Raw genomic sequence first — 14,063 nt, 5'->3', positions numbered from 1 at the left:
CGGAACGCGTCATCGGTCCCTTAGAACAGCGCATCCTTGGCGGCTTTCTCCAGCAGCAGCGCAGGTGGAGCGAAGCGCTCGCCGTACTGCTCGGCCAGGTACTGAGCGCGAGCGACAAAGTCTCTCACGCCGTACTGATTGATGAACTGCAGCGCACCGCCGGTCCAGGCCGCGAAGCCGATGCCGAAGATCGAGCCAACGTTGGCATCCGCCGTCGAGGTCAGCACGCCCTCTTCCATGCAACGCACGGTTTCGATGGCCTGGACGAACAGCAGTCGATCGCGGATGTCCTGCGGCGAAATCTGCCCATCGGCTTTCTCGAAGCGGCTTTTCAGCTCAGGCCACAAATGCTTCTGCCCTGTGGCCGGGTAATCGTAGAAGCCACCGCCAGCGGCTTTGCCCGGACGCTTGTACTCCTTGAGCAGCAAGTCAATCACGGCGAACGCCGGGTGCTCAATCAGGGTTTTCCCTTCTGCTCGCAGGTCTTTGGCGGTTTGTCCGCGGATATGGCTCATGAGGCTGAGGGAAACTTCGTCGGAAATCGCCAGAGGTCCGACAGGCATGCCGGCCTTGCGCGCTTCGGTCTCGATCATCGGCGCGCTCACGCCTTCGCCGAGCATGGCGATGCCTTCGTTGGTAAAGGTGCCGAACACCCGCGAGGTAAAGAAGCCGCGACTGTCGTTGACCACGATCGGAGTTTTGTTGATTTGCAGGACGAAATCGAAACCGCGAGCCAGGGTTTCATCGCTGGTATGGACGCCTTTGATGATTTCCACCAGCGGCATTTTCTCCACGGGACTGAAGAAATGCAGGCCGATGAATTTCGTCTGGTCCGGCACGGCAGTGGCCAGGCCGCTGATCGGCAAGGTCGAGGTGTTGGAGGCGATGACCGCCTCCGGCCCGACGATTGTTTGCGCAGCCGATAAGACCTTGGCCTTCAGTTCGCGATCTTCAAACACGGCTTCAATGATCAGATCGCAACCGGCCAGGTCCTCATCGTTTTCGCTGGCATGGATTCGCCCCAGAATCGCCTCGCGTTGCTCTTGGGTTAACTGACCACGCGCAACCTTCTTGCCCAGCAACGCCGCCGAGTGGGCCTTACCCTTCTCTGCCGCGGCGAGGTTGATGTCTTTGAGCACCACGTCGATGCCGGCCGATGCACTGACGAATGCGATGCCCGCGCCCATCATCCCGGCGCCGAGCACGCCGACTTTCTTCGTCACGCAAGGCGCCATGCCTTGGGGCCGCGAGCCACCGGCATTGATTTCATTGAGCTGGAACCAGAACGTGCCAATCAGGTTTTTCGACACCTGGCCGGTGGTCAGCTCGGTGAAGTAGCGGGTTTCGATCAAGTGCGCGGTGTCGAAATCCACTTGGGCGCCTTCCACCGCAGCACAGAGAATTTTCTCCGGCGCGGGCAGGCAGCCCTGGGTTTTGCTGCGCAGAATCGATGGCGTGATCGCCAGCATCGGCGCGAGCTTCGGATCCGACGGTGTGCCGCCGGGAATCTGATAACCCTTTACGTCCCAGCGCTGCACAGCGACCGGGTGAGCGACTATCCATGCCCGCGCCTTGGCCATCAGTTCATCGCGATCGGCGGCCAACTCGTCGATCAACCCCGCCTGCAACGCCTGTTGCGGCCGGATTTTCTTGCCTTCAAGCAGATACGGCAGCGCTTTTTCGATGCCCAGCAAACGGACCATGCGCACCACCCCGCCGCCGCCCGGCAACAGGCCAAGCGTGACTTCCGGCAGCCCGAGCAACACCGACGGATCGTCCAGCGCCACGCGATGGTGGCACGCCAGGCAGATTTCCCAGCCACCACCAAGCGCTGCGCCGTTGATCGCGGCGACCACCGGTTTGCCGAGAGTTTCCAGGGTGCGCAATTGCCCCTTGAGGCTCAGCACCACGTCGTAAAAGGCTTTGGCTTCGGGTTTGCCGACTTTGATCAGTTCGTTGAGGTCGCCGCCAGCGAAGAAGGTTTTCTTGGCCGAGGTGATGATGACACCGGCAAGGGCTTCCTTTTCAGCGACCAGTCGGGCGACACAGATGGCCATGGCGTCGCGGTAGACCGCGTTCATGGTGTTGGCACTCTGGCCCGGCATGTCGATGGTCAGGACGACGATCCGGTCCTGGCCCTTTTCGTAACGGATGGCTTGGGTCATGGCAATTTTCCTAGAAGTCAGGGCTCAGAGGCGTTCGATGATGGTGGCAATGCCCATGCCGCCGCCGACACACAATGTCGCCAGGCCATAGCGCTGGCGCCGGGCTTCCAGTTCATCGAGCAGCGTGCCGAGAATCGCGCAGCCAGTGGCCCCGAGCGGGTGCCCCATGGCGATGGAGCCGCCGTTGACGTTGACCTTGTCGGGGTCGACGGCCATGTCCTTGATGAACTTGAGCACCACCGAGGCGAACGCTTCGTTGACTTCGAACAGGTCGATGTCTTCGACCCGTAGCCCGGCCTTGGCCAGCGCCTTGCGCGTGGCCGGTGCCGGGCCGGTGAGCATGATGGTCGGGTCGGTACTGGTGACCGCCGTGGCGACGATTCGCGCTCGCGGTTGCAAGCCCAGCGCCCGGCCCTTCGCTTCGGAGCCGATCAGCATCAACGCCGCGCCATCGACGATCCCGGAACTGTTGCCCGGCGTGTGCACGTGGTTGATCCGCTCGACCTGGCTGTAAACCCGCAGCGCCGTGGCATCGAAGCCCATTTGCCCGATCATTTCGAAGCTCGGCTTGAGCTTGCCCAAACCTTCCATCGTCGAATCGGCACGAATGAACTCATCGTGATCAAGCAAGATGATGCCGTTCTGGTCTTGCACCGGCACCAGCGACTTGTGGAACGAACCGTTCCCTCGCGCCCGCGCCGCCTTCTGCTGGGATTGCAACGCGAAGGCATCGACGTCCTGACGGCTGAAGCCTTCGATGGTGGCAATCAGATCGGCGCCCACGCCCTGAGGCGTGAAGTGGTTGTGCAAGTTGGTTTCCGGGTCCAGCGCCCAAGCGCCGCCATCGCTGCCCATGGGCACGCGAGACATCGATTCGACGCCACCGACCACCACCAGGTCTTCGAAGCCGGAACGCACTTTCATCGCCCCCAGGTTCACCGCTTCCAGCCCTGACGCGCAGAAGCGATTGAGCTGCATACCGGCCACGCTGACGTCCCAATCGGCCACCTGTGTGGCGGTCTTGGCGATGTCGGAACCCTGATCGCCGATGGGCGTCACGCAGCCGAGCACCACATCATCGACCTGACTGGTGTCCAGCGACATGCGCTGCTGCAGCGCCGTCAACAGCCCTGCCACCAGATTAACCGGCTTGACGCTGTACAAGGCGCCATTGGCCTTGCCTTTGCCACGGGGCGTGCGTAACGCGTCGAATATCAAAGCCTGGGTCATGATGTCCTCGAACCTGATGGTGAATGAAGATCAAAAGATCGGCCTTCGGCAGCTCCTACAGGGGACCGTGTGATCCTGATCTTTATGCACTCACCTTATGCCCGGCAGCCGTGGATTCAATGACCGCAATGCTCATTGACGTTGACGGTCACGCTCAGACGAACGGTAGTCTGCTATCGGATAAACCGATTCCCGTCACCAAGCTGTCTAGCAAACGGGCGCCCAAGAAGCTGGCCATAAGCCTCATTCTTTTTTAATAGCGAGAAGCACTCAGCCCATACGAAATGGATCTAAGTCAAGCCTGACGCGGGCCCTAAGGTAAACCTGTACGAAGTTGTCGTCGGGTTTTGCCGAGGCACTCGTACTACAGGAAGTGCAGCGCTCTGCCGTCATGGATATGCAGGCAGGCACCAGGAAATAACAAAAAAGGCGGTCAAGCCATGTTCAAGCATTCGAAAGTTCGTCAAGCCGGGCTCATTCTATTCGCCACTACGCTGCTGTTGATTTTGCCGAACCTGACCAAGGTGATTAGCTGATCGAGCATCAGGGTTTTCGTTTCGCCTGATAAAAATGTGATTGGCTCGCTATTCGAGCCGGCGTGGCTGTGCCAACCTTTGCGGCATTTCCACGACATGGACGGCAATCACTTGAAAGCGCTCATTGTGTTTGGGGCTTTGCTGCTCAGCATGCCTCTTTCTGCCGCACAGCTGAATCTTGAGCCAGGCGCGAGCCCTCGCACCTGGCAGACCGAGCAATTGCTCAAGCATCCTCAGGTTCAGACCATCACGATCGCGAACGACGTTTCCTACAAGCGGGACATGAGCTATCGCGCGGTGCCGTTGGCGGCGCTGTTGACAGGCATCAAGCCTGACGATCACCTGCAAGCCATTGCCCTGGACGGTTTTGCCGCCGAACTGACCGCCGCGCCATTACTCAATACCCAAGGCGCGCGGGCCTGGCTGGCGATTGAAGACCCGGCCAAGCCTTGGCCGCCGTTGTCAGAAGGCAAGCCCAGTGCGGGGCCGTTTTACCTGGTCTGGACCGATCCACAGGCGGGCAATATCAGCCCCGAGCAATGGCCATTCCAAGTCGCCAGCATCAAGCGCATGGCCCCGGTGGCCGAGCGCTTCCCTGCCCTGCTGCCCGACCCTGCACTGAAGGCGGACGATCCGGTGAACAAGGGCTTTGCGCTGTTTCAGAAGAACTGCCTGGCGTGCCATCGATTGAATGGCGCAGGCGATGCGCAGTTCGGGCCGGACCTGAATATCCCGTTCAACCCGACCGAGTACTTCGGCGCGGATTTCCTCAAGCGCTACATTCGTGATCCGCAAAGCTTGCGCCAGTGGCCACAGGCGAAGATGCCGGCGTTCGCGACGACGGTGTTGCCGGAGGGGGATCTGGAAATGTTGGTGGGGTATTTGAAGCACATGGCTGGGCGCAAGGTGAAGCCCTGACACCAATCCCCTTGTGGGAGCGAGCCTGCTCAGTGATCGTTCCCACGCTCCGCGTGGGAATGCAGCCCGTGACGCTCTGCGTCACATCCAAAGCCGAACGCCGAGCGTCCGTGGAGGCATTCCCACGCAGAGCGTGGGAACGATCGGTGGCAGGTTACTGCTGTTGCACCAAAATCACCGGCGCTGGCGTCGGCGAGACCAACACCTTGGCATGCATCTGCTCGCACCCGCCTCCACGACGCATGCCGCGCACCGGGCAGGCGTCGAGGTAATCCAGGCCCACCGCCAGTTTCAGGTGACGCTCCGGGCGGGCCAGTTCGTTGGTTACGTCGAAGCTGTACCAGGCGTCATCCAGCCAGGCTTCAGCCCAGGCGTGACTGGCCAGGTGTTCGCAGTTCTCGCTGTACAAATACCCCGACACATAACGCGAGGGAATGCCCAGGCTGCGGGCGCAGGCAAGAAATGCATGGGTGTGATCCTGGCAGACGCCGGAGCGCCCGGCGAAAGCCTGGGCGGCGCTGGTGTCGACTTCCGTGGAACCCGGCGTGTAGGTCATGTGCTGGTTCAGGCCATGCATCAAATCGATCAGCGCCGTACGATCCCGGCGTTGTTTGCAGGCCTTCTCGGCAAACGCGCGCAACGCGTCGTCGGCTTCGGTCAGGCGCGTAAAGCGCAAGAACGGCAGCGCCGACTGGCTTTCATGTTCGGCTTCGCGCAGTTCGTCGATGTCCACCTGCCCGCGGGCGCCGATGATGATTGCCTCGTGGGGTTCGTCCAGGGTCAGCACATGCAGGATATTGCCGAACGGATCGAGTTGCGCACGCACCGGGCGTGGCAGGTCGAGCTGCCAGCTGAGCACGTGCTGGCGTTCGCTGTCATGGGGGGTCAGTCGCAGGTACTGGATGCTCGCCCGCACCTGATCTTCGTAGTGATAGGTGGTCTCGTGGCTAATGGAAAGTCTCATGCAGCCTCCAGGTAGGAACTGTGTATGGCATTGCCCAACCGGCGCACCAGCGGGATGAACTCGGTCAGCCAGGCGTGCAGGCCTTCGTCGAGGATTTCGTTGATACCGGTGTAGCGCAGGCGTGCGTCCATTTCTGCCGCCAACCGCTGGGCAGGACGACCGTTGGCTCCCGGCAATTGAGCGAGGATCTGGTCGATTTCTTCAGTGCAGGCCCGCAGGGATCGCGGCACATCGGCGCGCAGCAACAACAACTCGGCCACATGCCGGGCACCGGGAGCGTCGCGGTAAATCTCGGTGTAAGCCTCGAACGACGACAAGGCCCGCAGCAAGGCGCTCCACTGGTAATAGGCGTGAGCCGTGCCGTCGCTGACTGCTTCGGCCTGATCGCCGGCCATTTCGTAACGGGCGTCGAGCAGGCGCAACGTGTTGTCAGCCCTTTCGATAAAGGTGCCCAGACGAATGAAGCGGAACGCGTCGTTACGCATGATGGTGCCGTAGGACGCGCCACGGAACAGGTGGGAACGTTCCTTGATCCACTCACAGAAACGGCTCATGCCGTAGCGACTCAAACCCTGCTCGGCGATCCCGCGAATTTCCAGCCAGGTGGCGTTGATGTTTTCCCACATGTCGGCGGTGATTCGCCCACGCACCGCATGGGCGCTGGCTCGCGCGGCACCGAGGCAGCTGTAGATGCTCGCCGGGTTGGCCGCATCCAGGGCAAAAAAATGCAGCAGCCGTTCAGCATGCAGTTCGCCATGGCGCTCCAGGTAATCGTCCAGGGTGCCAGTGATCAGCAATGGCATGGCGAGTTCATGCAAGCCATCACCACGCCCGTCTTGCGGCATCAGTGACAGCGAATAACTGATGTCGAGCATCCGTGCGAGGTTTTCCGCCCGCTCCAAGTAACGCGACATCCAATAAAGATCCGAGGCAGTTCTACTTAACATGGCAGGCTTCCTTCAATCCTCGACCACCCAGGTGTCCTTGGTTCCACCGCCCTGGGAGGAATTCACCACCAGGGAGCCTTCGCGCAAGGCGACACGGGTCAAACCGCCGGGCACAACCCGGGTTTCGCGGCCAGACAATACAAACGGACGCAGGTCGATATGGCGCGGAGCGATGCCGTTTTCGACAAAGGTCGGGCAGGTCGATAAAGACAACGTCGGTTGAGCGATATACGCGTGGGGCTTGGCTTTGATCCGCTCACGGAAAGATTCGATTTCCGCCGCCGTCGCCGCCGGCCCCACCAGCATTCCGTAACCACCGGAGCCCTGGGTTTCCTTGACCACCAGTTCTGGAAGATTGGCCAGCACGTGGGACAGTTCGGAGGGATTACGACACTGCCATGTCGGCACGTTCTTCAGGATCGGCTCTTCATCCAGGTAGAAACGAATCATGTCCGTGACGAAGGGGTACACCGATTTGTCGTCCGCGACCCCGGTGCCGATGGCATTCGCCAGCACAACATTGCCGGAACGGTAAGACGACAGCAGACCAGGCACGCCGAGCATGGAGTCCGGGTTGAATGCCAGCGGATCGAGGAAGGCATCGTCGAGGCGACGGTAGATCACGTCGACGGCTTTCGGCCCGTCCGTGGTGCGCATGAACACCTTGTCATCGCGCACGAACAGGTCCGCACCTTCCACCAGCTCGACCCCCATTTCCCGAGCCAGAAACGCATGCTCGAAAAACGCGCTGTTGAAGCGCCCCGGCGTCAGCACCACCACGCTCGGGTTGTCGATCGGGCTGGAGCTTTTCAAGGTGTCGAGCAACAGGTTCGGATAGTGGTCGATGGGCGCGATGCGCTGGGCGGCGAACAATTCGGGAAACAATCGCATCATCATCTTGCGGTCTTCGAGCATATAGCTCACGCCGCTGGGGGTACGAAGGTTGTCTTCGAGCACGTAGTACGTGCCGTCGCCATCGCGCACCAGGTCGACACCGGAAATGTGGGAATAGATATCGCGGTGCAAATCCAGCCCCTGCATCGCCAACTGGTATTGCTCGTTGGCCAGCACTTGCTCGGCCGGGATGATGCCGGCCTTGATGATGCGCTGCTCGTGATAGAGGTCGGCAAGGAACATGTTCAATGCCTTGACCCGCTGAATGCAGCCGCGCTCGACGACCCGCCATTCACTGGCGGGGATACTGCGGGGAATGGTGTCGAAGGGAATCAGGCGCTCTGTCCCTTGCTCATCACCATAGAGCGTGAATGTAATCCCGGCACGATGAAATAACAGATCGGCCTCGCGTCGCCGTTGTGCCAAAAGCTCGTCAGGCGTTTCGGCCAGCCAACGTGCAAACTCCCGATAATGCGGGCGGACCTGGCCGCCGGCATCGTACATCTCATCAAAATAGGTGCGGATCATGCCGTACTCCTTGTCACATGGACATCCAGGCCTTCGCAAGGCCCGTGCCATCGGCATAAACGCTTTGATATCAATCAGTTGGATAATGACGCTGCGCGCACCGCACCAATCCTGTGCGGTAAATGCCCCAACCTGATTGCCCCCGCTTCATGGCGAAGCAATGCTGTCGCCTATCAGCAGCATAGCCAGAGTTGATTTCACTGCCCGGGCGGCGGTGCGGATAATCGGCACATTCGCTGGAAAACCTGATCGAACTTCCCTTTAGCCGCCTGCTCAGGCGGTTTTTTTTGCGTGTTTGAAACGTTATGAATCAAAAACCCAGATCAAAAGATCGCAGCCTCGTTCCACTCGACAGCTCCTACAGGAGAACGCGTGAAACGAGGCTGCGATCTTTTAAACCTTTGCAAACCGCAAAAACGAAAACGGCCAACCCGAAGGTCAGCCGTTGCTGAATTGTCACTGTTCATAACGTTATGCGAGTAGCCCTCGTACCTCCTGCTTGACGCCCCATCCTTCGATGATACCGCCCAGAGGCTCGACCACCGCCTCGAAGTCCTGCTCAAAGTCGCCGATCCCGTCGTAGGTGGCATACATCACTTTGCTCAGTTCCAGATGCCATGCGCCGTCATCGCGCACGCTGATCTGGGCATTCAAGGATTCACCACAAAAATGACCTGCCGCCCTGCGTGCCCGCTCCTCGTCCGGGAAAATGGCGTAGAACTCGATGGGATGGAATCGTGAAAAGTCGAAACCGCCTTCTTTCATGCGGCGCAGCACGCTGCTGCTGATGTCTTCTTGATAGGCTGTGCTCATGAAACGTCCCCCTCAGACTGATGGATAGACTTTCCGTATTCCCTGCACTTTCAACCGATTAGTGAAAGCGATACGGCAACAGAGGTTGCCGACGGGAAACAAGCATGTAGCTGACAAGACCAGACCTTAGCGAGTCATTCGCTGATCTCGCTTGCAGAGTAGCCTCAAGACAGAGCTGCTGCCAAGGTCTGGGTGTGAATGTGACAAGAGATGTATCAGATCGGGGTAATACTGATGATTTCGATGCTGTTCTGGGATTTCAGACTTTTGACGGTCGGATCATCGGTACGCCCCTCCAGATCATTGAGATCCAGTTCGGCCGCGACCGGCAGGCACCGGGCGCGAATGAGTTTGGCGGCCTGCTCGCTATTCGGGCATTCCTCGCACTCGAAGAGTTCGTCCACTGTTTCACCGTGATCATCCACGAAAGTGATTTTCCACTTTTGCATCGGTGCCTCCTCGATAAACCCATGGATGGGCTTACTTCTATCTGGACTTTACCCCTGACTGATCGTTCAACGGATTACCGCGTGTCGGCATGAAAAAACCCAGAACCTGAGCGACGCTTGCTCGCGAAGTCGACAGATGGATTGACTGAATATACAGGTCGAACCTCACGTCATGGCTCGGCCCAATCCTGTGGGAGCGTGGCTTGCCCGCGACAGGATCGCCGCGTTACAGCTGACAGACCGCAGCGCCTGCATCGCGGGCAAGCCACGCTCCCACAGGTTCAGTGTTACAGGCCAAACCAATCAAATCCGCACGTCACCCCTTGGCCCGGCGATGGCCCAGATGATCAGGCCCAGGACCGGCAGCAGCAGGATCAATAACACCCAGAGGATTTTCATCCCGGTCTTGGCGCCACTTTTAAGCACGTTGATGATGGCCCAGATATCCAGGGCAAGAATAATCAGGCCAACCAGGCTGTTGAACGTTGAACCCATGGTGACGCTCCCGAAGAGTGATACGCCCTCTTAGGATAGTCGGGCCTTGCGAGGGTTCCGTTTTATTACCGTCCTGCACAGCTTCAGACGTGGATCGCCACTTTCAGCGCTTCCAGGGATGGCGCCGCGGCGATGCCAACTTCGGCGCACAACTCCAGCACCCGTGGCACGTCGTTTCCGTAGACCAGCACCATTTGCAACTCGTCGTCGAGCAGCTGGCTGAAGTTCATCAGTGTGTAACCGCCGTTTTCCTTGTTCAGGCTGCTCATCTGCACCTGAATGCGGTTGAGCGCTGTCAGGGCTTCGGTCTTGGCCAGTTGCTTGGGTTTGATGTTGAAATCGACGCCGGGGCCGAACGAAGCGACGATTTGCGCAAACAGGTCCATGTAGGTATCGGCCTGGAACAGCACGGTTTCCGGCAAGCTGCCGACGACGACCCATTCGCCCAACGGGATCGGGAAAGTGTCGTCGTAGTTGATGTCTGGATTGGCCGTCAGAAAAGCTTCTGGATCCGCATAGGCCTGAGCCGCTTCGTCAGCGACTTTCAGGATTTCGTCCTCGCTCATGCACCCGGAGCTGATTTTGCTGATGAGTTCGACGAGTGCGGCTTTCATGAGGTGGATCCTGTAGCGAGGGAGATTTGAGGGCGCGAAGGATAACGCAGGTTAAGCATGAAAACGAAAAGATCGCAGCCTTCGGCAGCTCCTACATTGGTATGACGTGCGCTCTGTAGGAGCTGCCGAAGGCTGCGATCTTTTAATGTGATCAGCCAAGCAATTTCTGCAATTGTGCGGTGGTATCCACCGCGCCCATGGTTTTGGCCGCGTCCAGCGCGGATACGCCGTTGGCATCCTTGGCCTTCGGATCGGCGCCTTTGCTGATCAGGTAGTCGACGATTTCGACGCGGTTGAACATGGCCGCCATCATCAATGCCGTGCGACCGTCGAAGGACGAACCTTCCACTTGTGCGCCACCTTCCACCAACGCCTTGACCACCGCCAGATCACCCTTGAATGCCGCGCCGGCAATCGGGCTCTGGCCGTTGTCGTTGCGAATTTCAGGATCAGCCTTGTGCTCGAGCAGCACTTTTACCGTGTCGACATGGCCGTGGTACGCGGCGAGCATCAGCAAGGTGTCGCCCTTGTGGTTGCGCAGGTTCGCCGGCAAGCCCTTGGTCAGCAGCGCAGCCATCATGGCCGCATCGCCTTCGCGCGCTTTATTGAACACCTGTTCGGCAAATTCAGCAGCCTCTTCGGGTGTCATCTGGCGGCTTTTGTCTGACATTGGTGACTCCACATTCGGTCAATCGGAAAGCCCATAGTTTCCCGAGCGCTCAAGAACCTGTCACTTCTTTTTTCTCATGCCCGGTCATAGCCACATTTAATAAGCGCCGCATTCAATAGCGGTATTTGCCGCCCTGGATCTCCGCCAGCACCTGCTCGGTGACTTGCACGTAAGTCTGAGTGCCCGGCAACCAGGCATAAATCGGATCATCGCCGGTTTTGTTCGGGTCGAAGGCTTCATCCTTGAGCCGAGTTTTCTGGTATTTGAAGGTCCCGGTGGTTTCCATTTTCACTTTCACTCGCAGAAAAAGCGGCACTGCATAGGCAGGCAGTTGCTGCCTGGCGAAAGCCAGCAACTCGCTGAAGTCCAGGGTCGCCAGGGATTCGGCCGGCGTAATTGCCGCCATCCCGGCACGCCCGTTGGTATTGTGGATTTCCACGCCATAGGCCACGGCTTCGGCAATGTGCGGATGTTGCAGCAGAATGTTCTCAACCTCGGTGGTCGAGACGTTTTCGCCCTTCCAGCGATAGGTGTCGCCCAAACGATCGACAAACTGCGCATGGCCAAAACCGATGTTGCGCAACAGGTCGCCGGTATTGAAGTAGCGGTCGCCCTTCTTGAATACGTCGTGGAGCACGACTTTTGCGGTCTTCTGCGGATCGGTGTAGCCGTCTAGCGGCGCCTTGTCGTCGATCCTCGCCAGCAGTAACCCCTGCTCGCCCTTGGCCACTTTACGCATGAAACCCTGGGTATCTCGCGTGGGGGCGCCACTGTCGTGGTCGTACGCCACCAGCTCCCAAGACATCAGGGAAAAGCCGATGGTGTTGTCGAAGTTGAGGATGTTGGTGAAACCGATATTGCCGTCGCTGGCGGCGTACAGCTCACAGATATGGTCAACGGCAAAACGCGTCTTGAACTCGCTCCATGCGCCGGGGCGCAGACCATTGCCGATCATCTTCGTTACGCTGTGGCGACTGTCGTCGACGCTGCGCGGTTGATCCACCAGGTAGCGGCACAATTCGCCGACGTAACCGAGGGTGGTCGCCCGATATTTGCGCACGTCACTCCAGAACTGGCTGGCGCTGAACTTGCGGCGAATGGCAAACCCCGACGCCCCGCTGATTGCCGAACCCCAGCACACGCAAAGCCCGGTGGCGTGGTACAGCGGCAAGGTGCAATAGACGACGTCCTGCGGCTGCATATTCAGGGCAATCAACCCGAAGCTGGCGGAGCTGCGCATCCAGCGGCCATGTTTGAACACCCCGGCCTTGGGCAACCCGGTGGTGCCCGAGGTGTAAATGTAGAAACAAGGATCGTCGAGAAAAACCTGCTGGCTGCTGACGGGGTTATCGCTGCACGCTTCAACGCTGGCCGCCATCAGGTTGATGAAGCCATCGGGCGAATTGCCCGGATCGCGATAAGTGTCTTGATCGGCGACAAGCCAGGTACGTGTCGCGTCGATGGACACCCGTTCACGGACCGCGTTGAAGGCCGGAACCAGCTCTTCTCCGACCACGATTGCCACCGGCGCCACCAGATTCAGGCTGTGGGCCAGGGTATCGCGGGTCTGGGAAGTATTGAGCAAAGCGCTGATCGCACCGACCTTGGCCACCGCCAATATCGTTACCAGCAGTTCCGGACGGTTTTCGATAAAAATCGCCACCACATCGCCCTTGCCGATGCCTTGGGCAATCAGGTTATGGGCGATGCGATTGGCCCACTGATTGACCTGGGCATAAGTGAGTCTCACCTCGCCCTGCAGCAAAGCCGGGCCATCGGGATTGCGCAAGGTCGCCTGCTCGAAGCTCCAGCCCAGGCCACACGGTTGGGTCGGGTCCTTGACGTTGGCAGCTTTCATGCCCTTCACCACGCGGGGAATGGCTTTGGTAATGGAAGGCAGCTTGCGGAGCATCATGCCCCAGGTAATCGTGTCGTTCAGCGTGCGGCTCATTGATGCTCCCGTTCGATTTTCTTATTGTCGGGTGGCGTTGTTTGAGGCCGAAAATACGTCAGCGGTTCTTGAGCTGTACACGCGGTTTTTGCAATGTTTTGTATCCGCGACCCAAGCGTCTGGACCGGCGATCGAAAGCGGAACCCTGGCGTCGTGATAGGTTCCATCGAATCGCGATCGACCACGCAAAATGCAGGATGCACGATGGCCATTCATGCAGATTGCACGAAAGCGTAGGAACATCATTTCTCTAACTTATTGATCTATAAGTATTTTTAAAAAACCAGGTACTGGCACAATCACTGCAACTACCTCTCCATGTTGCCCTTCAAGCACAAACGGAGCTGATAGACATGAGCCTGATCCAGGAAAAATTTTCGTCGCTATTCTCCAACTTCGAAGTGACCACCCAGCCACGGCCTGATGGCGGCATTCTGCTGACCCTGCGCAGTACAGACGGCAAAATCTTCAAACGTTCGATTTCCTACCAGCAATTGCATGCTGGCGATCAGCTGTCATGGGTGATCAGCGCGATACGTCGTGACGTCGCCGAACAAGCCAGCGAACTGCCGCAGATCTCCATGCTGCAAAGCCAGCAACGGTTCGCCTTGCCGACTTATCACTCGGTTTAAACATTACATCGCTACAAACAAACAGGCCGTGAGCGCTTCCGCGTCACGGCCTGAGTTGTTTCTGGCTTTGCACCACCCTTGTAGGAGCAGAGCTTGCTCGCGAAGGCGGAGTGTCAGGCGACATTAACGTTGACTGGCACTCCGCCTTCGCGAGCAAGCTCTGCTCCTACATCTATGGTTACCCCCTTTTCTGCAATACTGTTTTTGATGCGTGTTTGGCTTGCTTTCATCTATCCGGCGTCTAAGTGGGGTTTGTG

The 14,063-nt window shown here is 58.7% G+C and carries 13 protein-coding genes; 2 read left to right on the top strand and 11 right to left on the bottom strand.

The genetic code is table 11. From position 1 onward, the window contains the following. Nucleotides 1-20: 20 nt before the first annotated feature. Nucleotides 21-2,165, bottom strand: coding sequence for a 3-hydroxyacyl-CoA dehydrogenase NAD-binding domain-containing protein (locus tag FHW68_RS04415; protein WP_183679046.1), 2,145 nt, complete (start codon nt 2,163-2,165; stop codon nt 21-23). Between the two features lie 24 nt (nt 2,166-2,189). Continuing rightward, nucleotides 2,190-3,395 carry an acetyl-CoA C-acetyltransferase gene (locus FHW68_RS04410; protein WP_095633788.1) on the bottom strand — a complete coding sequence of 402 codons (1,206 nt, stop codon included), beginning with the start codon at nt 3,393-3,395 and terminating at the stop codon, nt 2,190-2,192. 632 nt (nt 3,396-4,027) lie between these two features. Here FHW68_RS04410 and FHW68_RS04405 point away from each other — a divergent pair. Next, nucleotides 4,028-4,849: a cytochrome c gene (locus tag FHW68_RS04405; protein ID WP_095633839.1), complete on the top strand. Its 822-nt coding sequence runs from the start codon at nt 4,028-4,030 to the stop codon at nt 4,847-4,849. Nucleotides 4,850-5,003: 154 nt separating this feature from the next. Here FHW68_RS04405 and FHW68_RS04400 read toward each other — a convergent pair whose 3' ends face one another. From FHW68_RS04400 to FHW68_RS04360, 9 genes are all read right to left on the bottom strand, one after another. Next, nucleotides 5,004-5,813 carry a transglutaminase family protein gene (locus tag FHW68_RS04400; RefSeq protein WP_095633786.1) on the bottom strand — a complete coding sequence of 270 codons (810 nt, stop codon included), beginning with the start codon at nt 5,811-5,813 and terminating at the stop codon, nt 5,004-5,006. Continuing rightward, complete coding sequence (locus FHW68_RS04395) at nt 5,810-6,760, bottom strand: alpha-E domain-containing protein (protein ID WP_095633785.1); 951 nt, start codon at nt 6,758-6,760, stop codon at nt 5,810-5,812. The genes FHW68_RS04400 and FHW68_RS04395 overlap by 4 nt, the downstream gene beginning before the upstream one ends. A gap of 12 nt (nt 6,761-6,772) precedes the next feature. Next, on the bottom strand, nt 6,773-8,182 hold the full coding sequence (locus tag FHW68_RS04390; protein WP_007902187.1) for a circularly permuted type 2 ATP-grasp protein: 1,410 nt from the start codon (nt 8,180-8,182) through the stop codon (nt 6,773-6,775). A gap of 471 nt (nt 8,183-8,653) precedes the next feature. Continuing rightward, complete coding sequence (locus FHW68_RS04385; protein WP_007902188.1) at nt 8,654-8,995, bottom strand: ribonuclease E inhibitor RraB; 342 nt, start codon at nt 8,993-8,995, stop codon at nt 8,654-8,656. A gap of 215 nt (nt 8,996-9,210) precedes the next feature. Then, nucleotides 9,211-9,444, bottom strand: a complete 234-nt coding sequence (locus FHW68_RS04380) for a hypothetical protein (RefSeq protein WP_038979787.1) — start codon at nt 9,442-9,444, stop codon at nt 9,211-9,213. A gap of 303 nt (nt 9,445-9,747) precedes the next feature. Beyond that, nucleotides 9,748-9,939 carry a PLDc N-terminal domain-containing protein gene (locus tag FHW68_RS04375; RefSeq protein WP_183679043.1) on the bottom strand — a complete coding sequence of 64 codons (192 nt, stop codon included), beginning with the start codon at nt 9,937-9,939 and terminating at the stop codon, nt 9,748-9,750. 83 nt (nt 9,940-10,022) lie between these two features. Beyond that, a complete protein-coding gene (locus FHW68_RS04370) occupies nt 10,023-10,553 on the bottom strand; it encodes a hypothetical protein (RefSeq protein ID WP_095633783.1) in 531 nt (176 codons plus the stop codon). 151 nt (nt 10,554-10,704) lie between these two features. Continuing rightward, nucleotides 10,705-11,223, bottom strand: a complete 519-nt coding sequence (locus FHW68_RS04365; protein ID WP_183679041.1) for an ankyrin repeat domain-containing protein — start codon at nt 11,221-11,223, stop codon at nt 10,705-10,707. A gap of 112 nt (nt 11,224-11,335) precedes the next feature. Beyond that, nucleotides 11,336-13,174: a long-chain-acyl-CoA synthetase gene (locus FHW68_RS04360; protein WP_183679038.1), complete on the bottom strand. Its 1,839-nt coding sequence runs from the start codon at nt 13,172-13,174 to the stop codon at nt 11,336-11,338. Between the two features lie 353 nt (nt 13,175-13,527). Between FHW68_RS04360 and FHW68_RS04355 the strand changes: the two genes are divergently transcribed. Further along, nucleotides 13,528-13,806 (top strand): DUF3509 domain-containing protein, encoded by a 279-nt coding sequence (locus tag FHW68_RS04355; protein ID WP_095633780.1) that lies wholly within the window; start codon nt 13,528-13,530, stop codon nt 13,804-13,806. Nucleotides 13,807-14,063: the final 257 nt, after the last annotated feature.

The organism is Pseudomonas sp. Tn43 (assembly GCF_014192635.1).
GTDB lineage: Bacteria > Pseudomonadota > Gammaproteobacteria > Pseudomonadales > Pseudomonadaceae > Aquipseudomonas.
The sequence above is the reverse complement of the archived record's forward strand: the minus strand, read 5'-3'. Positions and strand labels throughout refer to the sequence as shown.

Excerpts from the sequence above, each read along its gene's own strand:
- FHW68_RS04395 (WP_095633785.1), bottom strand. The coding sequence starts at position 6,760 with ATGTTAAGTAGAACTGCCTCGGATCTTTATTGGATGTCGCGTTACTTG.
- FHW68_RS04360 (WP_183679038.1), bottom strand. The coding sequence starts at position 13,174 with ATGAGCCGCACGCTGAACGACACGATTACCTGGGGCATGATGCTCCGC.
- FHW68_RS04400 (WP_095633786.1), bottom strand. The coding sequence starts at position 5,813 with ATGAGACTTTCCATTAGCCACGAGACCACCTATCACTACGAAGATCAG.
- FHW68_RS04370 (WP_095633783.1), bottom strand. The coding sequence starts at position 10,553 with ATGAAAGCCGCACTCGTCGAACTCATCAGCAAAATCAGCTCCGGGTGC.
- FHW68_RS04355 (WP_095633780.1), top strand. The coding sequence starts at position 13,528 with ATGAGCCTGATCCAGGAAAAATTTTCGTCGCTATTCTCCAACTTCGAA.
- FHW68_RS04380 (WP_038979787.1), bottom strand. The coding sequence starts at position 9,444 with ATGCAAAAGTGGAAAATCACTTTCGTGGATGATCACGGTGAAACAGTG.
- FHW68_RS04405 (WP_095633839.1), top strand. The coding sequence starts at position 4,028 with ATGGACGGCAATCACTTGAAAGCGCTCATTGTGTTTGGGGCTTTGCTG.
- FHW68_RS04375 (WP_183679043.1), bottom strand. The coding sequence starts at position 9,939 with ATGGGTTCAACGTTCAACAGCCTGGTTGGCCTGATTATTCTTGCCCTG.
- FHW68_RS04410 (WP_095633788.1), bottom strand. The coding sequence starts at position 3,395 with ATGACCCAGGCTTTGATATTCGACGCGTTACGCACGCCCCGTGGCAAA.
- FHW68_RS04385 (WP_007902188.1), bottom strand. The coding sequence starts at position 8,995 with ATGAGCACAGCCTATCAAGAAGACATCAGCAGCAGCGTGCTGCGCCGC.
- FHW68_RS04365 (WP_183679041.1), bottom strand. The coding sequence starts at position 11,223 with ATGTCAGACAAAAGCCGCCAGATGACACCCGAAGAGGCTGCTGAATTT.
- FHW68_RS04415 (WP_183679046.1), bottom strand. The coding sequence starts at position 2,165 with ATGACCCAAGCCATCCGTTACGAAAAGGGCCAGGACCGGATCGTCGTC.
- FHW68_RS04390 (WP_007902187.1), bottom strand. The coding sequence starts at position 8,182 with ATGATCCGCACCTATTTTGATGAGATGTACGATGCCGGCGGCCAGGTC.